The sequence below is a fragment of the Francisella philomiragia genome, assembly GCF_018135955.1.
Classification (GTDB): Bacteria; Pseudomonadota; Gammaproteobacteria; order Francisellales; family Francisellaceae; genus Francisella; species Francisella philomiragia.
The window spans coordinates 1,641,103-1,663,757 of sequence record NZ_CP063138.1 but is presented as its reverse complement, the minus strand read 5'-3'; the positions used below and the strand labels follow the sequence as shown (position 1 = coordinate 1,663,757).

Here is a 22,655-nt window from a genome sequence, read left to right as displayed (position 1 = left end):
AAAATGTGCTATAATTTTCAAGTATTTATTCATTATTTTATTAGGGTGCTAGATGTTTAAGGGTATCAATAGGGTTATTGCTGTTGGATGTGCATTAGCTATGGCAGTGCCAGTTTTTGCTATGGAAATATATACAGTCAAGTCAAATGACTATCTATATAAGATAGCCAAAAGTCATTCAATAAATGGTGTAAGTACTTCGGAATTAACAGATGCAATCAAGGGTATAAATAAATCAGAGATTCCAGGGATTGTCGATAATAGAATTAAAGTTGGTGATAAACTAGCGATTCCTACTACAAAAGGCGAAGTAGAGGACGGTCTAACGTTAACAAGAAACCAGATGATTCAAGGCTCGTATAATCAACCTTCTTCTGTGTCAACTACGCCTAAGCTTGGCGATCAAACAATGGTTTCAAGCGATTCTGAGTCTGATAGTTCATCAGCTCCAAATGTATTAAGTGAAGATAAAATTCCGACTTTGATCCCTGGAGAAGAAAATACTCAGCAATCATATAAGAGTAATTTAGATAGCCAAATAAATCCAACAGATATTCAAGAAAATGAATCTTATGAGGAAAGTTCGTTCTCGTTTTTAGGGTCTTTATTTAAATTTATAGTTTATGTTATAGTTTTAGCAGTAGTTATTATTGTTGGTAGAAGATTTTGGGAAACAAGAAGTACAAAAAAAGAGCAGGAGCTTGAAATCATATCAAGAAAGAAACGTGATCATTTGATGTCACGTATTTCTCCTGTTGTGTCAGGTAATGAATTTTATAGCTCTCGAAAATCTCATAATAGCCCTCAGGAAGAATTCGACTTTTTCAATAGTTCTAACAAGGCTAGTTCTAGTGCTCAAACTGGAGTTAATCTAGAGGATTCTGAGAATAATAATCAAGATAATTTAGACATTAATGAAGGTGATGAGTTCGCTGAAATTGCAAATGATTTATACACGGATAGGGATAATAATATTGTAGTTAAAACAGAACGAGGAGTTGTGTTTGAAACTAGTACTGATGAATCGCTTTTAAGTAATAGTGGTGATTCAGAAATTCAAGAGATAGATGCTAAAGAACAAGCCGAGCAAGAGCTGCAATATGTAAATGAGCTTGTTGAGCAATTTTTAGACAGTGAGAAGTATGTTGAAGCAAGCATAACAATTCAAGATTCTTTAGAGAAGAACCCTAATAATATTGATTTACGTTATAAACTTTTAGAGGTTTATGCTCAAGCAGGCGACGAGATTGCTTTTGAAGGAGAAGTTCACTTTATCAAATCTAAAAATATTGTGAGTATGTTTGATCCTTTACACCAAAAAATAGCAAAGCTTAGAGATAAGTATTTTGAGTAGTCAAATTTTATAATAATTTTTCTAGAGTATAGTGATGTTTTTTAAAAAAAAGAAAGAAACTCAATCATCTTCTGAGATAGAAAGAGTTCAGGAACAAGATAATAAAAAAGGACTATTTTCAAGACTTCAGTCAGGTCTATCAAAGACAGCAAGTAAGTTTGGAAGCGGATTAAGCACCATTCTTATGGGTCAAAAGGTGGTCGATGATGAGCTTTTAGAAGATATCGAAATGCAACTTTTAACCTCTGATGTTGGTGTTGAAGCAACTGATGAAATTGTTGAGTATTTACGCGGGAAAGTTGCGAGAAATGAACTTCAAACAGCAGATAAACTTAATGAAATAATACAAGATAAACTGACAGAAATTATTTTGCCGTGTCAGAAACCATTACAGATTAACCATGAAAATACTCCTTATGTAATACTTATTGTCGGTGTAAATGGCGTAGGTAAAACAACAACTATAGGTAAGCTTACCAAAAAACTACAGTCTGAAGGTAAATCAGTTATATTAGCAGCTGGAGATACTTTTAGGGCTGCTGCAGTTGAGCAGCTTCGAGAATGGGGTGATAGGAATAATACGCAAGTTGTCTATCAAAAAGAAGGAGCTGATAGCGCATCAGTTATTTATGATGCTATAAGCTCTGCAAAATCTAGAGGTATCGACGTAGTAATAGCAGATACTGCAGGACGATTGCATAATAAAGATAATCTGATGCAAGAGCTAAAAAAAGTTGTTAAGGTAATTAAAAAAGTCGATGATTCTGCACCTCATGAAACAATGCTTGTTGTAGATGCTACAACTGGTGGTAATGCTCTTAGTCAAGCTGAGGCATTTAATGAGATTGTTAACCTAACGGGTATAACAATCACTAAACTTGATGGTACTGCAAAGGGCGGTATAGTCTTCTCAATAGCTAAGAAAATGGGATTACCACTTAGATTTATCGGTGTTGGTGAGAAGATTGATGATCTGCAAGTATTTAATGCAAAAAACTTCACAAAAGCATTATTTAGCTCTAATTCACAACAGTAATAAGTTTAGTTATTGAAACTTCACATTAGTAGAATATTTTTTGTTAAAATATTGTCTATCTAGTTATATAAAATATTGATTCTAATGTCTAATAAAGACTTTCTTTCAGGGTTAAATCCCCAACAAAAAAAAGCGACCTTGCTAGAGGATCGTAATTCTTTGATACTTGCTGGAGCCGGTAGTGGCAAAACAAAAGTTTTAACTTCTCGTATAGCCTATCTTTGTCGTGATAAAGGAGTATCTGTAGAAAATATTCTAGCTGTAACATTTACAAACAAAGCCGCTAAAGAAATCCAGCATCGAGTTGAGAAAATGCTTGGTATTTCAACTTTTGGTATGTGGATAGGTACTTTTCACGGTATTGCTCATAGATTATTACGTAAGCATGCTCATGAGTTGGGCCTAGATAAGAACTTTAGGATTCTTGATCAAGATGAGCAAGCTCAATTAATCAAAAAAGTAATTAAGAGTTTGGATCTTGATGATAAAAAATATCCACCAAAATTATTGCAAAACTTTATTAATAAACAAAAAGATAAGGCTGTTCGTAGTAACAAATTAACAAAGCAGTATGATATTAATTATGCTCATATTTATACTGCTTATGAAGAGAGGTTGCTGTTAGATAATGCTTTAGATTTTGCCGACTTACTTTTGTATTTATATGAATTGTTTTCTCTTAACCAACAGCTTAGAGAATACTATCAGAGTTTATTCAAGTATATTTTGATAGACGAGTTTCAGGATACTAACCAAGTCCAATATATGTGGTTGAAGTTACTTGTTACAGATAATAACTACATGATGGCTGTTGGTGATGATGATCAGTCAATATATGGTTGGCGCGGAGCCGTTGTTGATAATATTCACAAATATGTCGCAGATCTAAATGATGTTGAAATCATAAAATTAGAGCAAAATTATCGTTCAACGAAGAATATTCTTAAAGTAGCCAATTCTGTAATCAAAAATAATGATAATAGAATGTCAAAAGAATTATGGTCTGCTGCTGAAGATGGCGAAAAAGTTGAAGTATATTGTGCAGTTAATGAGCGTGATGAAGCGAAATATATTATAGATAAAATTCGCCAGTTACATGATGTTGGAGTCGATTACTCTGATATAGCAATTTTATATCGCTCAAACTACTTGTCGCGTGTCCTTGAGGAGAGTTGTATTTATGCAAGTATACCTTATAGGATTTATGGAGGTTTTCGTTTCTTTGATCGAGCTGAAGTTAAGGATGCCTTAGCATATTTAAGATTAGCTGTTACAAGTAATGATAACTTAGCATTTGAGAGAATTATTAATACTCCAACACGAGGAATTGGCAATAAAACTTTAGATACAATTCGTAATTTCTCACAGATTAATAATGTGTCATATTGGCAAGCCACTATAGATATTATCCAGAAAGAAATTGTAACAAAAAGAACCGCGTCTCTTCTGTTAAAGTTTATAGAAAGTATAAATGCTATTTCATCACAAATAAAAGACTTAAGTCTAGATAAGCTTCTTGAAACTGTAATCAATGAAAGTGGTTTGTTGGCATCATATCAAGAAAAAGATACTGAAAAAGATCGTCAAAAAATTGATAACTTAAAAGAGTTAATAAGTGCAGCTAAAGATTTTGAACCGCAGATAGAGTTACTTGATGATAATACTGATATACTACAAGATTTTTTGTCTTTTGCAGTACTAGAAGCTGGTGAGATGCAGGCTGATGAAAATGCAGATAGTGTTCAGTTAATGACAATACATGCGTCAAAAGGTTTAGAGTTTCGCTATGTTTTCTTAGTAGCAGCAGAAGAAGGAGTATTTCCTCCTAGCTCGATTATTAATGCTGAAGAGGCATATACTAGTTCAGAATCTAAAAAAATCCAAGAAAAGCTAGCTGAAGAGAGACGTTTATTTTATGTTGCTGTTACAAGAGCTATGAAGGCTCTAACCATTAGCTATGCTCAAGTGCGTAATATCTTTGGTAGAAGTAGTTTCCAAGTCAAATCACGCTTTCTGATGGAAATAGACTCTGAACATATTAATGAGGGTAAACTAACTGTAGGATCTCAAAATAAACCAAAGTTAAAGCAAAAATCAAATTTTGGTTTATCTCCTTTTGACTTTCTTAAGTCAAATGATACAAAAGGTAATAAGTTCAAAAAGGGAGATAAGGTGTTCCATAAAGTCTTTGGTAAGGGGATTTTTGTCAAAGCACAATCTCAAGGCTCAAAAGAGTTTTATACTGTAGACTTTGGTGTAGATGTCGGTCAGAAGATTTTATTGGCGGATATTGCTAATCTTGTTAAGGTCTAAAAAATATACAATCCTAGTATGTATAATTATTGAGTTTTAAAAATTAATAGTTTAGATTGAAATAATTAACATTTTTTATATTAGGTTATGTTCAAGAAGACATTAATACTCTCATCTTTGATTAGTGTGCTTATATTAGCTAGTTGCTCGAATGATTCGGATAAAAATACTGATCCTTACGCTGGACAATTAACAAAGGATAATAATCAACTTGTTGTAAATATAGGCTCTGATATGCCATCAATTGATCCACAGCAATCTTCTGATAATAGTTCAAGTAGAGTAATTGAGGATATCTTTGAAGGTTTGGTTGATTATAATCAAAAATCAGAGGTTATTCCAACGGGAGCATCTAGTTGGAAGATATCTAAAGATGGTAAGACTTATATATTTTATCTGAGAAAAAATGCTAAGTGGACTAATGGTGATCCTGTGACAGCTGATGACTATGTCTACTCATACAGAAGATCTGTAACACCAGAGACTTTAACACGTGCTTATGCTTCATATTTTAATCCAATTGTAAATGCTGTAGCTATTCAGGCTGGCAAAAAGTCTCCAGAGACACTCGGAGTAAAAGCTCTAGATAAATATACCCTACAGATCAAACTCACAGAACCTAATCCAACATTTTTAGATTCTCTTACTATATATGCATTTTTCCCTGTCAACAAAAAGGCAATAGAAAAGTATGGTGACTCTTGGGCGGCAAAGCCTGATACAATCATAAGTAATGGTGCATATAAACTAACAAAATGGATACACAATGGTTATGCTTTGGCAGAGAAGTCTTCTAATTACTGGGATGCTAAAAATGTAAGGATTGATTCTGTAAAATATCTAATGATCAATGATGTTGCTAGTGATTTAGAGAATTACAAAGCCGGAGGAGAAAGTCTTACCTATAATACACTACCTGCTAATACAGTAGAGTGGTATAAAGAAAACTTTACAAATAATCAATTTCAGCCAGCACCGATGCTTTCTCAAGCTTACTTTATATTTAATATGAGAGATCCTAAGTTTCAAGATATTAGAGTACGTAAGGCTTTAAGTATGGTTATCGATAGAAAAGGTATCGCCGAAGGTGTTAAAAAAGGTTTGGTTATTCCTTCTTATTTGGTTATACCAGAGGATATAGCTGGAGGTAGATACAAGGATCTAGCAAAAGATATTCCAGATTATGACTGGATAAATGAACCTATAGAGCAAAGAATAAAACAAGCAAGAGAACTTCTCAAAGAAGCTGGTTATTCAAAAAAACATCCACTTGAGTTTACTGTTAATTTCAATACTTCTGATGTTAACCGTTTAATGGCGCAAATTCTACAAGGCTCGTGGCAACAAGATTTTGGAGATTTAGTCAAAGTTAGTATCTTCAATGAAGATTGGAAAGTATATCTTGATAGCTTAAAAAATGGTAATTTTGATGTTGCTAGAATGGCTTGGATTGCAGATTTTAACCAGCCGAATACTTATACTGAAATGTATACATGTGATAGTGACAATAACCGTGGACACTATTGTGATAAAGAAGCTGATGAAATCTATAACAAGTCGCTAACTACTAACTCTATGGATGATTTTTATAAGCTACAGAAAGAGTTGATAATCAAACAAACTGCAGGGTACCCAACTATACCATTGTTTACTCAGCCTGCTATACAGCTTGTACAACCGTATGTAAAAGGTTTTAAACCAAAAGAAAATGTCATGGGTAGATATAGAGCCAAGCAGCTTTCGATTAGGCAGTCAGAAGTATAAGTTTTCTAACAGGGTAGAAATATTATGATGAAATTTATTTTAAAAAGAATACTAGGAGCAATTCCAACAGTATTCTTTGTTATTACAATTACATTTTTGTTGGTGCATCTAACACCAGGTGATCCATTCTCTTCGGATAGAGCAATGAGTCAACAAGTCCTAGATAAACTACATCATCAGTATGGTATGGATTTACCTTTATGGCAACAGTATTTAAATTATCTGAAAAATTTAATATTTCATTTTGACTTTGGCTTATCATATAAAAATATTGGCGCATCTGTTAATGAGCTGATATTTCCAGCAGATGGAGATAGTGGCTTTTGGTTATCTGTGAAATTTGGAACTATAGTTCTAATTGTGACTACTATATTTGGTTTAACCTTAGGTACTATTGCTGGACTAAAGCAAGATGGTATCTTGGATAGAATTGTAAGTATTTTTTCTGTTACTTTTATTGCTATACCAACAGTGATTACAGCTCCAGTTTTGGTGCTTATATTTGCCGTAGAGCTACATTGGTTGCCACCAGGTCAATGGGGTATGGATTTCAGGCACTTAGTGCTACCAGTTATAGCTTTGAGTTTGCCGTTTATTTGTATACTAGCTCAAATTCAGCGAAATAGTATTGTAGAAACGCTTAACTCTCCATTTATTCGTACAGCTTATGCGAAAGGACTATCAAAAACTAGAATAGTGCTAGTGCATGCTATCAAACCATCTTTGATGCCATCTATCTCATTTTTAGGTCCAGCTGCAGCAGGTATTCTGACGGGTACTATTATTATTGAGAAAGTATTTGCATTACCAGGTATGGGTACGCAGATGGTAAACGCAGCAACAAATAGAGATTATTCTATAGTGTTAGCTTTAACTATTATTTATAGTATTTTAGTTGTAGTTTTTAATTTGATTGTAGATATTTTATATGGATTTATAGATCCTAAAGCGAGGGTCAAATAATGGCAAATAAAAAACAAAGCCTTTTTCAAGATGCATTTATAAGATTCAAAAAAGACAAAGTGGCAGTATTTTCACTGTTTGTGATAGTAGCTATTTTAGTTGCATGCTTTATTGTACCGTGGTTTTATCCAGATAATTATTTTTCTCATATAGATTTGTATAGTACAACTCAGGCACCATCTTTTGAGCATTTTTTTGGCACTGATGCTATTGGTAGAGATGTGTTTGTTAGAGTACTTGTTGGTGGGCAAATTTCTTTTGAGGTTGCAATAGTTGCTACTATTGTATCAGTCGTAATTGGTACATTATGGGGTGCTTTTGCGGGCTTCATTGGAGGTAAAATAGATGGCTTTATGATGAGAATTGTAGATGCTTTGTATGCGTTACCATTTTTATTTTTTGCAATATTGCTAGTCACATTATTTGGTAGAAACTTCATACTTATATTTGTTGCAATCGGTGTGGTATCTTGGTTGGATGTGGCTAGAGTTGTGCGTGGGCAAACTATTGCACTTAGACATAAAGAGTTTGTCGAAGCGGCTAAAGTTAGTGGTCTTACTAACCGTAAGATTGTCACTAAGCATATTATCAGAAACCTCATTGGAATTATTATTGTATATATCACTTTGACAATTCCTACAGTACTTATGCTATCAGCTTTTTTAAGTTTCCTAGGGCTTGGTGTACAACCACCAATGACAGATTGGGGAGAGATGATAAGTGATGGAGCATCATATATAACTATGGGATATTGGTGGTTGTTAGTTTATCCAGCTGCATTTTTGACTATAACACTTCTAGCTCTAAATTTCGTTGGTAATGCAATGAGACAAGCACTAGATCCAAAGAGTAAGAGGTAGATAATGAAAGATTTAGCACTTCAGATTAAAGATTTAAATGTCGGATTTAAGACTGATGATGGCATATTTTCTGCTGTCAGAGATATCAGCTTTGATCTTAAAAAAGGCCATACTCTTGGTATAGTGGGCGAATCTGGTTCCGGTAAGAGTCAAACGGTATTGTCACTTATGGGATTACTGGCAGGTAATGCTGTTGTATCAGGACAAGCTTTGTTTCATGACCAAAATCTTATAAATATGCCTGTTAAGAATTTAAATAAAATTCGTGGTGATAAAATATCAATGATCTTTCAGGATCCAATGACTTCTTTAAATCCGTACTTAACTATTCACAAGCAGCTTTTAGAGCCTTTAACAATACATAAAGGTATGTCTTATAAAGATGCGACTAAAAAAGTTTTAGAAATATTGGATGCCGTTCAAATTCCAGATGCGAAGAATAGACTTAAACTATATCCGCATGAGTTTTCTGGAGGTATGCGTCAGAGAGTTGTAATTGCTATGGCACTACTTTGCTCACCTGAAATACTAATTGCTGATGAGCCTACTACAGCTCTAGACGTTACAGTTCAAGGTCAGATTTTACAGTTATTATCAGATTTACAAAAAGAGTTTCATATGTCTATGTTGTTTATCACTCATGATTTGGGTGTGGTAGCTGAGATTTGTCATGATGTAATGGTTATGTATTGTGGCAATATTATGGAGCAGGGCACAGTAGATAGTATCTTTGTAAATGCACAGCACCCGTATACAAAAGGTCTGTTAAATACAATGCCTAGTATTACAAGGGATGTTGATATATTGCAGACTATTCCTGGTGAAACACTAAATATTTATAATATGCCAAAAGGTTGTCCATTTGTTACAAGGTGTGATGTTGCTATAGATATATGTAGAGATACTAAGCCGGAATTGACTTCATATCTAGATCAGCGTACAGCTTGTCATCTTGTTAAGGAGTATAAATAGATGAATGTTCTAGAAGTCAAAAATCTAACCGTAGAATTTCCTATTAAAAAATCAATCACAGGTAAAGTTACTCAAAAAGTTACCGCTGTAAGGGATGTCAGTTTCGATGTAAAAGAAGGCGAGATTATTGGTATAGTTGGAGAGTCTGGATGTGGTAAGTCATCACTTCTAAGAGCCTTGATTGGGCTTAATGAGATTACTACTGGAGAGGTTGTTTGGAAAGGTGAGCACCCTCTACACAAGTACAAATCACATAAACAATGGTTAAGTGTGAGAAGAGATATTCAGATGATTTTTCAAGATCCTTTTGCTTGTCTTAATCCAAGAATGGTGGTTAGAAATATTATTGCAGAGCCTTTGATTAATTTTAATAAGAATTTGAGTAAAAAAGAAGTTGATGAAAAAGTTCTTAAAATGATGAAAAAAGTTGGTTTGAATGAATCGCAGATGTATCGTTATCCACACGAGTTTTCTGGAGGTCAGTGCCAAAGGATAGGTATCGCGAGAGCATTAATTTGTGAACCAAAGCTACTTGTTTGTGATGAACCAGTTAGCGCATTAGATGTATCAATACAGGCACAAGTTGTAAATCTTTTAAAAGAACTACAAAAAGACTTTAAACTTACGATATTATTTGTTGCACACGACTTGAGTATAGTCAAACATATTTCTGATAGATTGTTTGTGATGTATCTTGGTAGTTTAGTTGAGGTATCTCCTAAACAAAATATTTACAGAAATCCTGTGCATCCGTATACAAAAATCCTTCTGAATGCTATTCCTATCGCAGATCCAAAATTAGCTAGACAACGAACTGTTGAGATAGAAAAAGCAGAGCTTCCATCTCCTCTTAATCCACCTAAAGGTTGTGCATTTCATACAAGATGTAAGATAGCTACAGATATCTGTAAGAAAGAGCGTCCAAATTTAAGATCAGTTAAGGATGATGTTTATGTGGCTTGTCATAATATCTAAACTCTAAGAGTTGTTTCTGATTTTTTTGACCATATTTATCATGATAATAAATGCTAAAGCTAGCACAATACCAAAAGCAATCGTTATACTTGTATTTGCATTTATGTTAAAGTGATCACCGCTATCAATAGCTAGTCCAGCACTAAGTTGTCCTATCTCTATTACTAACGTTATAAGCATGTTCGTGATAGCAATTCCAACCGCAGCGAAACTTGGCGGACATATTTTATTAAAGTAGTACCATACTAGAACTTGTGATGCTGAAAAAGTTCCAAATAAGAATGCTATACTAATTGCATAATTTTTGAATAATTGTGCGTTAATTAGGATAGATACTAATAAAATCCCAGCTATTGAAATAGTTATAATTTTTTTACCGCTAAATTTATTACATAGATGTGTCATTATGGGAGAAAAGATAATCCATCCAACAAAAATGGCGGTTATCATAGTTGTTGAATATATGCTATCAAAACCATAAGACTGTTTGAAATATAGTACTCCATATTGCGATGTTAAAATCACTGTAGGCGTATATAGTAGTCCTGCCCACATTGCATTTTTCCAGATTAAACTATTTTTTATTAGTTGCTTACCTCTTTTTAGTATTTCACTAAATTTGGGCATAAGAGCAGAAGAATATTTTTCATCCGGAATTATAAGCTGAAAAAATATAGCTAACGGTAAAGCTATTACACCAGAATAGATAAAAATATTTATCCAAGAAGTGTCATAGTGAGAGATAATTACACTTATGTTTTGAGAAAATGCTGCTGCAAGAGTACCTAAAGATATAACAAGACTTGTGATAATCGGGAAATACTTTGACTCAAAATTCTCTAAGGTAAGTTTTAGAACACCTATAAATGCAAATGAAGACCCCAGCCCAACTAGCAGTCTACCGAATAATGCTAACTCATATCCTCCTGAGACAAAAATAATATTACCAATCCCACAAAGAATCGTAGCACCAATTAGTACTTTTTTACTACCATACCTATCAAGTAATATTCCTGCGGGTATTTGCATCAGTAGATATGTAATATTATAGCTAGACACTAAGAAAGAAAATCCAATATGAGTTGAGATATTGAAGTGTTCAACTATTTGTTCTTGATACGCACCTGTAAGTATTCTCAAGAAAAATTCATAGCAATAAAAACTTATTCCGACTATTAGTACCAATGATAATTTGAGCTTTTGCATTGAAATCAGATTTAAAAAACTATAATTTCAATTTATCTTTTTGCTATATAAATGTCTAATTAACTTTTTTTAACATACTTTAATTTGATCGCTGTTATGATAATATTAAATTTTTAAGAAGGAGGTTGTTATCTATGAAAGTTAGGATAGTTTTCACTCTATTGTTCTTAAGTTTTTTTATGGGTTATTCTGATAACATGCTTAATCCAAAAACAGGTAAGTATTACATAACAGCAAATGATGCTTTTTATCGACCAAGTACTGAGCGCGGTAATGAGGTGATAGATAGAGATAATGCTTCAGAGTTTCTTTCAGGTGTCTCAGATAATGCTATCGAACTTACTGATAGTCTTGTTTTTGATGCATATACTAGCTCTACTAATTTGGTAGCTCAAGGATCTATGGGAGATCTTAAAGATACTAAGTTCTATACACAAGAAACCAAGCTTGTTAAAAAAATGTGGGATGATAAGTTTGAGGTTTATGGTGGTACAGTGTTAGGAGCTAATCCTTATCAATTAAATAATGTTAACTCAGCTTATGATACAGGATCTAGAATAGCTGCTTTTGCAAGTAGCCGGACCGGAGCTAAATATAATGTATCCGATAATTTTGGATTACTTTTAGAGGGTCAATATAATCTAACAGGTGAAATGGCTAGTAATACGGATATGTTTACAGGGTTTGATGGTGCTCAGTATAGAGGTTCAAAAATGTTAAAGACCGGTTTTGAGTGGAATTTTTAAGTTAGTTTTTTTAGTGGATTCAAGTAGAGTATTTAGTTTGGTTTAAGTAGATATTATTTTATTTACATATAAGGGCTTTTGGAGCATAATTTTGATACATTAGTTCTATATGTTTCAAATTATGCAAAAAATTACAAGAGCCGGTTTTACAATATGGTTTATATGTGCGTTTTTCTATGCGCTTGAATTTATAATTCGAGCTTCAGGGAATTCACTTTACAATGATTTTTCCACAGATCCATATAATCTAACAGCTGAACAAATTAGCGTACTAAGTTCGGCATTTTACTGGGCGTATGTTGCTTCACAACTTCCAGCTGGTATTTTGCTTGATAAATTTGGTGTCAAAAAGATTATGGCAATAAGTACTTTGATATTCTCTATAGGAGTTCTTATTGCAACTATGGCTACATCTCCAGAGTATCTTATTTTATATAGAGTATTAGCTGGTATTGGCGGTGGTTTTGCTTTTTTATCTGCACTAAAAGCGATAGCTATATGGCTTCCTAAAAGAACTTTTCCTCTATTCACGGGAGCAACTCAGATGCTTATGTATGGTGCAGGTACTTTTACGGGTTTACCATTAGTAATTCTAGCAAACCATTTTAGTATTCAAGTGATAATGTCTGGGATTCTTGTTGTTTCAATAATTATGTTCTTAAGTGTATTATTTTTCATACCATTTAAAGAACCTCATAATCAGACAGATACTGATGAATTAGCTGACACTCATACTAAGATTGAAGATATTCCGATAGTTTTTAAGATAAAGCAAATTTTACTAAATGGATTTTTCTGTTTCACAATTTATGGTACGACAGCTATTTTTGCAGATTTATGGAGTTATAGATTCTTAAGTTTGGATGGATATCCTGAGCATTACGCTGGTTTAGCATCATCTATGATATTTATTGGGATTGCAATTTTTAGCCCTTTATGGGGAGTGATAGCAACATTGTTAAACAAACAAAAAGCCTTACTTACTTGGGCTTCAATTTTTGGTTTATTTATCGTTATAGCGGTTGTATATTTGCATGTTAATCCAATAATTATGTGTATACTGTGTGTGTTATGGGGTGGTATGCAGGCAGCTCATGTTCTTAATTTTACAATTTTGCGCCAACACATTAGTCCAATGTATATAGCTACTGGTATTGCTGCAGTTAATCTATTTATACCTTTAAGTGGTGCTGTACTTCAGCCATTTGTTGGATATATGGTTTCATTTTTTGAAAACTATGGTTTTGGACAGTTAGAAGCTTTTAAATATTCGTTATTCATTTTGCCTATATTAATGTTTTTATCTGTATTATTGTCTCTTTTTATTAAAGAGAAAAAAGCTTAGAATATCTTTTTAGAAGTTTATTATTTTTTATAAGGGAATTTTCATGTCCAAGCAATTTATATTAGCAATAGATCAAGGTACTACTAGTTCACGAGCAATAATTTTTGATAAAAAAGGCAATATCAAAAAAATAGCACAAAAAGAATTTACACAGATTTATCCAAAAAGTGGTTGGGTAGAGCATGATCCAATGGAAATATGGGCATCACAAAGCAGTATTGTTAGAGAAGCTCTTGAGTATGCTAGAGTTTCTCCTAGAGATATTGCAGCGATTGGTATCACTAACCAAAGAGAAACGACGGTAGTTTGGGATAAAAATACAGGTCAACCAGTATATAATGCTATAGTATGGCAGTGTCGTAGAACATCGCATATTTGTGATGAAATTAACAAGAATGAAGATCTTAAAAAACATATCCGTAAAAACACAGGTCTTATTGTTGATGCGTATTTCTCTGCTACAAAAATCAAATGGATTTTAGACAATGTTGACGGAGCTAGAGAAAAAGCAGAAAAAGGAGATTTACTTTTTGGAACAATTGATACTTGGTTAATCTGGAATTTAACTAAGGGTGAAGTTCACGCTACTGACTTTTCAAATGCTTCAAGAACAATGTTGTTCAATATCAATACACTTGAATGGGACAAAAAAATTCTAGAGTATTTAGATATTCCAGTATCAATATTGCCAGAGGTTAGATCTTCGAGTGGTGATTTTGGACATACACACCCTAGCACTCTAGGAGGTGCACGAATTCCAATAGCAGGAGTTGCTGGAGATCAGCAGTCAGCATTGTTTGGACACTGCTGTTTTGAAGAAGGAATGGCAAAAAATACTTATGGTACGGGATGCTTTGCTCTAATGAATGTGGGTGACAAGCCTGTATTTTCTGATGCTGGTTTACTGACTACAATCGCTTGGGCTGAGGATGGTAAACCAACTTATGCTTTAGAGGGGAGTGTCTTTATTGCAGGAGCAGTTATCCAATGGATTAGAGATGGTCTAGGTCTTGTACGTTCTGCAGAGGATAGTGAGTACTATGCAACAAAAATAGACTCAACTGATGGTGTGTACTTGGTGCCGGCATTTGTTGGACTTGGTACGCCATATTGGGATATGTATGCTCGTGGGACTATTGTTGGTATCACTCGAGATACTAGACGTGAGCATATTATTAGAGCAGCTCTTGAGGCTATAGCTTATCAAGCAAAGGATGTTTTAGATTGTATGAAAGAAGATACCGGTCTTGATTTGGCAGGTCTTCGTGTCGATGGTGGCGCAGTGCAAAATAATTTCTTGATGCAATTCCAATCAGATATCTTACAATCAGAAATTTCTAAGCCTAAAATTAATGAGATTACAGGTTTAGGTGCGGTATTCTTGGCAGGTCTAGCTGTAGGGTTCTGGAAAGATAAAGAAGAACTTAAGACTATTCTTACAACAGAAAAAACTTTTGAGCCGAAAAAAGATCCTGAAACTGTAGCGTATGATTACAAAGGCTGGAAAAAAGCAGTTCAAAGAAGTATGGCTTGGGCTGAATAATATTTTATTGGCTAGATTTAAGGTAGCTCGACAAGAGAGCAAATAGTTTTTAAATACAAAGATTTTAAATATAAATGAAAAAAGAATACGACATAATAATAATAGGTGGTGGTGCAACTGGTTTTGGTTGTGCTATTGAAGCGGTTTCAAGAGGCTATAAAACTCTACTTTTAGAGGCTTATGATTTTGGTAAAGGTACATCTTCAAAATCGACTAAGTTGATACATGGTGGTTTAAGGTACCTAGAGAATTTTGATTTTGCTCTAGTAAAGGAGGGTTTGGAAGAGAGATTTTCATTCTTGCATAATGCCCCACATTTAACTCATAAACAATCTTATCTGATCCCAACGCGTAGCTATTTTGAGACAGTTAAATATACAATTGGTGTTAAGTTGTATGAGTTTTTATCAGGTAAATATAAAATTGGCAAAAGCTATAATCTTAATAAACAACAAACATTAGCAGTGTTGCCAAATATCGATGATTCAAAACTTAAGAAGAGCTTAGTGTATTACGATGGTCAATTTGATGATACTAGGCTTTTGATTTCTTTGATGAAAACTTTTGAAGCTAAAGGTGGTGTCGCTCTTAACTATCATAAAGTAGAAAAAATATTTAGCTCAACAGATTCAAAATTGGATACTGTAAAAGTTGTAGATACTTTATCGGGGGAACAAAAAGAATTTACAGCTAAACACATTGTTAATGCTACTGGTACTTTTACTGATAAAACTATAGATATAGCGAATCAGCAAGATTCTCATAAATATGTATCGGTTGCTCAAGGAACGCATATTGTTTTTGATAGAGAAAAGTTTCCTACCGAGCATGCAATCTTGATTCCAGAAACTGAGGATGGTCGAGTATTGTTTTTTTTACCTTGGCATAATCATCTAATAGTAGGTACAACAGATATAAAGAAAGAGGCTCCAAGTATTGAACCACGAGCAGAAAAATCTGAGATTGACTTTATCCTAGAGACATTTAATCAGTATGCAAAAACAAAAGCTACTATTAAGGATATTAAGTCTGTATATTGTGGTCAAAGGCCTCTAGTATCGCCAAAGAATGCTAAAAATACAGCAAAAATCTCACGTAAACATGAAATTGTAGAGTCAAAGGATGGCTTAATAAGTGTTGTTGGTGGTAAATGGACAATCTTTAGAAGAATGGGGCAAGATGTTTTAGATTTCATTGAAACCAAAAAAATCGCTCAAAAAATATCCAAAACTTCTGATGAGTTACTTGTTGATGCTATTGAGCCAAAAGATGCATACCCTTTAAAAGTTTATGGCAAAAATGCTGAAGATATCAAAACCATTCAAAAAGAGTTAGATAATCATAAGTTGCTACATAGTGATTTACCATACTATCAGGCGGAAGTGATTTATCATGTGAGAGCTGAAAAGGCTAAAAGTGTCGAAGATGTATTGGCACGTCGTACTAGGGCGGCGTTTTTAGATATCAAAGCTAGTATTACTGCAGCTCCAGTAGTAGCAGAGCTTATGGCAAAAGAGCTTGGTAAAGATCAATCATGGCAAGATCAACAAGTTACTAGCTTTAAAGAGTTTGCTAAAAACTTTGATGTGGATGAGTTGTATAAATAAGGGTTTTTGATGTGGCACTATTTAAAATTGATAAATCTTTAGAGTATATAAAAGAGAAGCCTTTTCGATTAGAAAAAGAGATCCAGCTATTAACAGAAGATAACATTCAAATTGTTTTTGGCTTAGAGCTTGTTAAGTCAGAGTTTGCCCTTAATAACTTTAGGATAGACTCTCTCGCATTTGATAGAGACACAAAGTCTTTTGTGATTATCGAATACAAGAGAGACAAGAATTTTAGTGTCATTGATCAGGGTTATGCTTATTTATCTTTAATGTTGAATAATAAAGCAGACTTTATTTTAGAGTATAACGAGGGTTCAGAGCAGTCATTAAATAGGAAAGATGTTGATTGGTCTCAGTCAAGAGTTATATTTATATCTCAAGCTTTTACAAATTATCAGAGAGAAGCAATAAACTTTAAAGACTTACCTATAGAGCTATGGGAAGTTAAAAGATATGAAAATAAAACTATTTCATATGAGCAGATCCGTAAAACGGATTCACAAGAGAGTATAAAAACAATATCTAAAAAAGATAATGCTATAGATAGTGTTAGTAAAGAAATTAAAGTTTACTCTGAAGAAGATCTTGTGTCTAAAGCTTCTGATGAAATAAAAGAGCTTTATATGCAACTTAAGGTTGCTGTTTTAAATTTTGGAGATATCGATATTAAACCAAATAAGCATTATATTGCTTTTGTTGGTGTTAAAAATATTATTGATGTGCAAGTTCAGAAAAAAGCATTAAAAATATGGATAAACCTACCAATAGGGAGTTTGGATGATCCTAAGAAAATTGCTAGAGATATGTCAAATATAGGACACTTAGGTAATGGGGATTATGAGATTCAAATAGGTTTTGATAATGATTTCGAGTATGTTTTGAGTTTGATTAAACAATCGGTAAGAAAAAACGGTAAATAGCTGGGGTAATTATGTTAGAAGCATGTATAGCAGAAGTAATAGGTACAATGTTACTTATCCTTTTAGGTAATGGTGTTGTAGCAGGAGTGGTTTTAAATAAAACTAAATCTCATAATGGGGGTTGGATTGTTATAACATTGGCTTGGGGATTAGCAGTGTTTATAGGAGTGTTGGTTGCAGGCCCAATTAGTGGTGCTCACATGAATCCGGCGGTTACGATAGCTCTTGCTCTAGCTGGCAAATTTTCATGGTCTTGGGTGGCTCCATATATCGTTAGTCAAATTATTGGAGCTATGCTTGGGCAGTTACTTGTTTGGACTATGTACTATCCTCATTATTCAGCCACTGATAATACAGACTTGAAGCTGGCGACACATTGTACTTCTCCGGCTATCAAACAATTGCCGTCTAATTTTGCTAGTGAAGTTATTGGTACTTTTGTTTTAGTTTTAGCAATATTGGCGATGCATGGAGTAGTTGTCCAGGTTGGCGATCCAGCAATTGCGACAGCATATCCGATAGATATGGGTGCTTTAGGTGGTATACCAGTTGCATTTGTTGTGGTTGTGATTGGTTTGTCATTAGGTGGAACGACTGGTTATGCTATAAATCCTGCTAGAGATTTTGGTCCAAGATTATTTCATTCTATTATGCCAATACAAGGAAAAGGTTCTTCTCAATGGGGCTATGCATGGGTGCCGATACTTGGTCCTATTTTAGGGAGTGTCATTGCTACAGGTTTATATCTGTTCCTGAAGACAAAAGGAGTTTTCTAATAAAATGTGTGAGATGATTTATCTACCACTACTAGCTGATGATCTTTTGAGGCTGTTTATTTCAGTTATGCTATTCTTGTGTTGCGTGATTTTAAGCTATATCTTTGCAAAAAGAAAACCTTGGGATGTGGCGTTTTGGATATGTTTTTCAGTATCTTTATTTGGGATGGGTAGTTATGGATATGTTGCTCATCACATTTATCTAGAAAATACTTTCTCTTACGATGGTTTTATTTCTGGTGCTGCGTTTATTACAGTGTGTGGACTTTTGTTTTCAAGAAAGAGATACATTGATTTTAATGATAATGTTTTTAGCAGAGATGCTCTAATATTGTTTGCAACTTTTTTTGTATTCGCTTTTATATATATATTTACAATAAAATATAATTTTGACTGTGTTGCAGCATTTGGACATTTTTTTATAGATGCTTTGCAGATAGTTATCTATCCATTATTGTTATTATTTACAATATCGGCATTTTTATACAGGTTTTCTATATGTTTATCCGCTTTTGCTATAAGTATGGCATTATTTATTGTGGAGAATGGTGTATTTATCCTAAACGCTATGACAGGGGTTGTGAAACATGAAGTAGCTATCGAAGAGATTTCGTTTGCTTCAGTATCAATAGTGCTTAGTTGTATAGCAGTTTTTATGCTTACTAGAGCAAAAAGAATATATATGGAGAGTAAAAAAAATGTTTGAACAAATTAATATTGGAAGTTCTTTTTGGATCAATTTACTTATTTCAATTTTAATTTTAGTCATAGGTTTTTGGATATCTAAATATATCAAAAAACTAGTTTATCGTCTGCTTGAAGACTACGATAAAACAGTATCGCAATTTTTATCTAGTGTTGTTTATACTATCTTTTTAGTTTTAGTTGTAGTAATCGCACTAGCGAAACTTGGAGTGCCTATATCGCCTGTGACAGGAGTTTTGACAGGGATTGTTTTTGGTATTTCTATGTCTCTTAAAACTTCCTATAATATTATCGCATCTGGTATTATGCTTGCATTTAGTAAGCCTTTTGAAATAGGTGAAAAGGTGGATTTAGGTGGTGTCAAAGGTCGGATTAAGTCAATTGGATTTTTGTATACAAAACTTGATGATGAAAACGATAATGAAATTGTTGTACCAAATAATTTAATTCTTTCTAGAGTTATTACAAGATTCTCTGAATCAGAAAATAAGTAATGCAAAAAAGTTTTCTTAATTCCGAAAATTATTTATATACGCCAAATGGTCAAAAAATAATTCTCAATAATCAGCAAATAAAAGCGATTAGTCATATAAAAAAATTCCTTAAGAGTAAAGATACTTATTTTCTACTCTCAGGATATGCAGGTACAGGTAAGACTACTGTTGTTAAGAAGATCTTGGATGAGTATCCTAAGAGAGCAATAGTTTCAGCACCAACCCGTAAGGCAAATGCTGTTATTTCACAATCAACTTCTGCACCTGGGTATACGATTCACTCTTTGCTTGGATTGCAACCTGATATAAATCTTGTTGATTTTAACCCTAATGAACCTGTTTTTGGGCAAATTAATAAAGCTACTATCAAAAACTATGATTTGATAGTAATAGATGAAGCAAGCATGATAAATAAATCATTATTTGAACTTATTGATGCTGAAATTACTAAGTCATTATCATCTAAGGTTATATTCTTGGGAGATAAAGCACAAATACCTCCTGTAGGAGATCAAGAAAGTCCAATTTTTCAGTTAGAGAATAACTATGAACTTACGCAACTTATGCGTCAATCTGATGATAATCCTATAGCAGAGCTAAGTCAGCAACTTAGAAATGTCGGGGAAGAGTTACCAATCTTTTTGGATAAAAAAGAAAGTATGCTGAACAAAGATGGCGAAGGTGTGTTATTCGTTAATTCAAGTGATCAATTTAGAGATGAGATTAAAAAAGTTTTTGGTTCCTCTTATGCAAAAGCTGATTTAAATTATGCAAAATTAATAGCTTGGCGTAATAGAACGGTTATGCAGTCAAACAGGATAATTAGGAATTTGGTTTTTGGAGAAAATGCTAATTTAATAGAAAAAGGGGATGTCCTAATAGGTTATAGAGCGATAAAAGCTAGTACTAAAGAATCTTTTTTGATAAATAATTGTGTAGATTATAAGGTGGTGGAGGTTTCAGATAGGCAAAAAAATATAAATGGACTGTTTGGATATACGGTAAGAGTACATGAGAAAGCAAAGATTTATAGAGGCTTTGATGAGAAAAGTATTTTTATAATAGATTCAGATAGTAGTGAAAACCTCAACGAGTATGCTGAGATTCACGATAATTTATTAAAAATTGCTAGAGGCGATAGATTGTGGTCAACTTACTATGAGTTTCGCAAAAATAACTTATTAATGATTGATATCGAAAGGTATTCTGATGGTGGCTTAAGAGCAAAAAGCAATGTAATAAAGAAGGATTTAGATTATGGCTTTGCTGTTACAGCTCATAAAGCACAAGGATCAACTTATAAAAAAGTATTCATACTTTTAAAAGATATTGTATTAAACAAGAACTATACGGAGAGAAACCAAATATTATATGTAGCTATGACAAGAGCACAAAAAACATGTATAGTTTTATAAAAAAGGTTATAATGGCTTTACATTTATATTTACACATAGTAATATAAACTTAGTTTTTTGTTAGATAAGTTGTTTCTGCAAAGCAAAGTGCAAATTATCATAAAAAAGCTTGATTTTTAGTCAAATAAACTTTATAGTTATCTAAAAGTTTTAGGGGAGGGATTCCCGAGCGGCCAAAGGGATCAGACTGTAAATCTGACGGCTCAGCCTTCGCAGGTTCGAATCCTGCTCCCTCCACCATGCGGGTGTAGTTCAATGGTAGAACTTCGGCCTTCCAAGCCGATAGCGTGGGTTCGATTCCCATCACCCGCTCCACCTAAAATAAATTATAAAATAAGCATTATTAATAAGCTCGCATGGCTCAGTTGGTAGAGCACTCCCTTGGTAAGGGAGAGGTCACCAGTTCAAGTCTGGTTGTGAGCACCATATTTAATTTATTGTTTTTTGTTGAAAAAAAATGGAGCATAGAAATGGCTAAAGAAAAATTTGAACGTTCGAAGCCGCACGTAAACGTAGGTACAATTGGTCACGTTGACCATGGTAAGACTACTCTTACTGCTGCTATCACTAAAGTTATGGCTGAAAAGAACGGTGGTTCAGCTCGTAAGTTTGATGAGATCGATAATGCGCCTGAAGAAAAGGCACGTGGTATTACTATTAATACTTCTCACGTAGAGTATGAGTCTCCAAATAGACATTATGCTCACGTTGACTGTCCAGGACACGCGGACTACGTTAAAAACATGATTACTGGTGCTGCTCAAATGGATGGCGCTATCCTAGTATGTTCTGCTGCGGATGGTCCTATGCCACAAACTCGTGAGCACATCTTACTTTCTCGTCAAGTTGGCGTACCGTATATAGTTGTTTTCTTGAACAAGTGTGACATGGTGGATGACGAAGAGTTACTAGAGTTGGTAGAGATGGAAGTTCGTGAGCTTCTTGATCAGTATGATTTCCCTGGTGATGATACTCCAGTTATTATGGGTTCTGCTCTTAAAGCTATCGAAGGTGAAGAGCAGTATGTTGAGAAGATTGTTGAGCTAGTTGCTGCTATGGATGATTATATTCCAGCTCCTGAGCGTGATACTGCTAAGCCATTCATTCTTCCAATTGAAGATGTGTTCTCAATCTCTGGTCGTGGTACAGTTGTGACTGGTCGTATTGAGCGTGGTGTGATCAATGTTGGTGATGAAGTTGAAGTTGTTGGTATTCGTCCAACTCAAAAAACTACAGTAACTGGTGTTGAAATGTTCCGTAAGCTTCTTGACAAAGGGGAAGCTGGTGATAACGTAGGTATCCTAGTTCGTGGTCTTAAGAGAGATGATGTTGAGCGTGGTCAAGTACTATGTAAGCCAGGTTCAATTAAGCCACATACTAAGTTTGAAGCTGAAGTATATGTTCTTTCTAAAGAAGAAGGTGGTAGACATACTCCATTCTTCAAAGGATATAGACCGCAGTTCTACTTCCGTACTACAGATATTACTGGTGCTGTTGAGTTGCCAGAAGGTGTTGAAATGGTAATGCCTGGTGATAACATTAAGATGACTATCACTTTAATCAACCCAATCGCTATGGATGAAGGTCTACGTTTTGCTATCCGTGAAGGTGGTAGAACGGTTGGTGCTGGTGTTGTTGCTAAAATTATCGAATAATAG

At 34.0% G+C, this 22,655-nt stretch carries 19 protein-coding genes and 3 tRNA genes; 21 read left to right on the top strand and 1 reads right to left on the bottom strand.

The features are described 5' to 3' along the window. Positions 1–52 precede the first annotated feature (52 nt). From IMS64_RS08145 to IMS64_RS08110, 8 genes are all read left to right on the top strand, one after another. Complete coding sequence (locus IMS64_RS08145) at positions 53–1,354, top strand: LysM peptidoglycan-binding domain-containing protein (RefSeq protein ID WP_211490391.1); 1,302 nt, start codon at positions 53–55, stop codon at positions 1,352–1,354. 34 nt (positions 1,355–1,388) lie between these two features. Beyond that, positions 1,389–2,390 carry a signal recognition particle-docking protein FtsY gene (gene ftsY / locus IMS64_RS08140; RefSeq protein ID WP_042524067.1) on the top strand — a complete coding sequence of 334 codons (1,002 nt, stop codon included), beginning with the start codon at positions 1,389–1,391 and terminating at the stop codon, positions 2,388–2,390. Between the two features lie 84 nt (positions 2,391–2,474). Beyond that, a complete protein-coding gene (locus IMS64_RS08135) occupies positions 2,475–4,703 on the top strand; it encodes a UvrD-helicase domain-containing protein (protein ID WP_211490390.1) in 2,229 nt (742 codons plus the stop codon). Positions 4,704–4,790: 87 nt separating this feature from the next. Next, positions 4,791–6,467 carry a peptide ABC transporter substrate-binding protein gene (locus IMS64_RS08130; protein WP_211490389.1) on the top strand — a complete coding sequence of 559 codons (1,677 nt, stop codon included), beginning with the start codon at positions 4,791–4,793 and terminating at the stop codon, positions 6,465–6,467. 24 nt (positions 6,468–6,491) lie between these two features. Continuing rightward, the gene (locus tag IMS64_RS08125) at positions 6,492–7,430 is read left to right on the top strand and encodes an ABC transporter permease (RefSeq protein ID WP_211490388.1); all 939 of its coding nucleotides are present in this window, start codon (positions 6,492–6,494) and stop codon (positions 7,428–7,430) included. Continuing rightward, positions 7,430–8,290, top strand: a complete 861-nt coding sequence (locus IMS64_RS08120; protein WP_200148089.1) for an ABC transporter permease — start codon at positions 7,430–7,432, stop codon at positions 8,288–8,290. The genes IMS64_RS08125 and IMS64_RS08120 overlap by 1 nt, the downstream gene beginning before the upstream one ends. A gap of 3 nt (positions 8,291–8,293) precedes the next feature. Continuing rightward, on the top strand, positions 8,294–9,262 hold the full coding sequence (locus IMS64_RS08115) for an ABC transporter ATP-binding protein (RefSeq protein ID WP_211490387.1): 969 nt from the start codon (positions 8,294–8,296) through the stop codon (positions 9,260–9,262). Further along, positions 9,263–10,237, top strand: a complete 975-nt coding sequence (locus IMS64_RS08110; RefSeq protein WP_211490386.1) for an ABC transporter ATP-binding protein — start codon at positions 9,263–9,265, stop codon at positions 10,235–10,237. A 3-nt stretch (positions 10,238–10,240) separates the two neighbouring features. On the opposite strand, the gene IMS64_RS08105 is transcribed toward IMS64_RS08110, so the two are convergent. After that, positions 10,241–11,443, bottom strand: coding sequence for an MFS transporter (locus IMS64_RS08105; protein ID WP_004287043.1), 1,203 nt, complete (start codon positions 11,441–11,443; stop codon positions 10,241–10,243). A gap of 134 nt (positions 11,444–11,577) precedes the next feature. On the opposite strand from IMS64_RS08105, the gene IMS64_RS08100 reads away from it, so the two are divergent. The 13 genes from IMS64_RS08100 to tuf all read left to right on the top strand — a co-directional run bounded on the left by IMS64_RS08100 (position 11,578) and on the right by tuf (position 22,652). Continuing rightward, positions 11,578–12,189, top strand: coding sequence for a hypothetical protein (locus IMS64_RS08100; protein WP_211490385.1), 612 nt, complete (start codon positions 11,578–11,580; stop codon positions 12,187–12,189). Between the two features lie 121 nt (positions 12,190–12,310). Then, the gene (locus IMS64_RS08095; protein WP_211490384.1) at positions 12,311–13,534 is read left to right on the top strand and encodes an MFS transporter; all 1,224 of its coding nucleotides are present in this window, start codon (positions 12,311–12,313) and stop codon (positions 13,532–13,534) included. Positions 13,535–13,577: 43 nt separating this feature from the next. Beyond that, on the top strand, positions 13,578–15,077 hold the full coding sequence (glpK, locus tag IMS64_RS08090) for a glycerol kinase GlpK (protein ID WP_211490383.1): 1,500 nt from the start codon (positions 13,578–13,580) through the stop codon (positions 15,075–15,077). Positions 15,078–15,151: 74 nt separating this feature from the next. Beyond that, complete coding sequence (locus IMS64_RS08085) at positions 15,152–16,684, top strand: glycerol-3-phosphate dehydrogenase/oxidase (protein ID WP_211490382.1); 1,533 nt, start codon at positions 15,152–15,154, stop codon at positions 16,682–16,684. 11 nt (positions 16,685–16,695) lie between these two features. After that, on the top strand, positions 16,696–17,607 hold the full coding sequence (locus IMS64_RS08080) for a DUF5655 domain-containing protein (protein WP_004339889.1): 912 nt from the start codon (positions 16,696–16,698) through the stop codon (positions 17,605–17,607). Between the two features lie 11 nt (positions 17,608–17,618). Next, complete coding sequence (locus tag IMS64_RS08075; protein ID WP_211490381.1) at positions 17,619–18,383, top strand: MIP/aquaporin family protein; 765 nt, start codon at positions 17,619–17,621, stop codon at positions 18,381–18,383. A 4-nt stretch (positions 18,384–18,387) separates the two neighbouring features. Beyond that, positions 18,388–19,089: a hypothetical protein gene (locus IMS64_RS08070; protein ID WP_211490380.1), complete on the top strand. Its 702-nt coding sequence runs from the start codon at positions 18,388–18,390 to the stop codon at positions 19,087–19,089. Continuing rightward, positions 19,082–19,582 carry a mechanosensitive ion channel family protein gene (locus tag IMS64_RS08065; protein ID WP_012280428.1) on the top strand — a complete coding sequence of 167 codons (501 nt, stop codon included), beginning with the start codon at positions 19,082–19,084 and terminating at the stop codon, positions 19,580–19,582. The genes IMS64_RS08070 and IMS64_RS08065 overlap by 8 nt, the downstream gene beginning before the upstream one ends. Further along, positions 19,582–20,997: an ATP-dependent DNA helicase gene (locus IMS64_RS08060; protein ID WP_211490379.1), complete on the top strand. Its 1,416-nt coding sequence runs from the start codon at positions 19,582–19,584 to the stop codon at positions 20,995–20,997. Before IMS64_RS08065 ends, IMS64_RS08060 begins: the two co-directional genes overlap by 1 nt. Positions 20,998–21,152: 155 nt before the next feature. Beyond that, a tRNA-Tyr gene (locus IMS64_RS08055) sits at positions 21,153–21,237 on the top strand. Between the two features lies 1 nt (position 21,238). Then, positions 21,239–21,312, top strand: a tRNA-Gly gene (locus tag IMS64_RS08050). Positions 21,313–21,347: 35 nt separating this feature from the next. Beyond that, positions 21,348–21,423, top strand: a tRNA-Thr gene (locus IMS64_RS08045). Between the two features lie 44 nt (positions 21,424–21,467). Then, on the top strand, positions 21,468–22,652 hold the full coding sequence (gene tuf / locus IMS64_RS08040) for an elongation factor Tu (RefSeq protein WP_004287053.1): 1,185 nt from the start codon (positions 21,468–21,470) through the stop codon (positions 22,650–22,652). Positions 22,653–22,655: the final 3 nt, after the last annotated feature.

Excerpts from the sequence above, each read along its gene's own strand:
- IMS64_RS08145 (WP_211490391.1), top strand. The coding sequence starts at position 53 with ATGTTTAAGGGTATCAATAGGGTTATTGCTGTTGGATGTGCATTAGCT.
- ftsY (WP_042524067.1), top strand. The coding sequence starts at position 1,389 with ATGTTTTTTAAAAAAAAGAAAGAAACTCAATCATCTTCTGAGATAGAA.
- IMS64_RS08135 (WP_211490390.1), top strand. The coding sequence starts at position 2,475 with ATGTCTAATAAAGACTTTCTTTCAGGGTTAAATCCCCAACAAAAAAAA.
- IMS64_RS08130 (WP_211490389.1), top strand. The coding sequence starts at position 4,791 with ATGTTCAAGAAGACATTAATACTCTCATCTTTGATTAGTGTGCTTATA.
- IMS64_RS08125 (WP_211490388.1), top strand. The coding sequence starts at position 6,492 with ATGATGAAATTTATTTTAAAAAGAATACTAGGAGCAATTCCAACAGTA.
- IMS64_RS08120 (WP_200148089.1), top strand. The coding sequence starts at position 7,430 with ATGGCAAATAAAAAACAAAGCCTTTTTCAAGATGCATTTATAAGATTC.
- IMS64_RS08115 (WP_211490387.1), top strand. The coding sequence starts at position 8,294 with ATGAAAGATTTAGCACTTCAGATTAAAGATTTAAATGTCGGATTTAAG.
- IMS64_RS08110 (WP_211490386.1), top strand. The coding sequence starts at position 9,263 with ATGAATGTTCTAGAAGTCAAAAATCTAACCGTAGAATTTCCTATTAAA.
- IMS64_RS08105 (WP_004287043.1), bottom strand. The coding sequence starts at position 11,443 with ATGCAAAAGCTCAAATTATCATTGGTACTAATAGTCGGAATAAGTTTT.
- IMS64_RS08100 (WP_211490385.1), top strand. The coding sequence starts at position 11,578 with ATGAAAGTTAGGATAGTTTTCACTCTATTGTTCTTAAGTTTTTTTATG.
- IMS64_RS08095 (WP_211490384.1), top strand. The coding sequence starts at position 12,311 with ATGCAAAAAATTACAAGAGCCGGTTTTACAATATGGTTTATATGTGCG.
- glpK (WP_211490383.1), top strand. The coding sequence starts at position 13,578 with ATGTCCAAGCAATTTATATTAGCAATAGATCAAGGTACTACTAGTTCA.
- IMS64_RS08085 (WP_211490382.1), top strand. The coding sequence starts at position 15,152 with ATGAAAAAAGAATACGACATAATAATAATAGGTGGTGGTGCAACTGGT.
- IMS64_RS08075 (WP_211490381.1), top strand. The coding sequence starts at position 17,619 with ATGTTAGAAGCATGTATAGCAGAAGTAATAGGTACAATGTTACTTATC.
- IMS64_RS08070 (WP_211490380.1), top strand. The coding sequence starts at position 18,388 with ATGTGTGAGATGATTTATCTACCACTACTAGCTGATGATCTTTTGAGG.
- IMS64_RS08065 (WP_012280428.1), top strand. The coding sequence starts at position 19,082 with ATGTTTGAACAAATTAATATTGGAAGTTCTTTTTGGATCAATTTACTT.
- IMS64_RS08060 (WP_211490379.1), top strand. The coding sequence starts at position 19,582 with ATGCAAAAAAGTTTTCTTAATTCCGAAAATTATTTATATACGCCAAAT.
- tuf (WP_004287053.1), top strand. The coding sequence starts at position 21,468 with ATGGCTAAAGAAAAATTTGAACGTTCGAAGCCGCACGTAAACGTAGGT.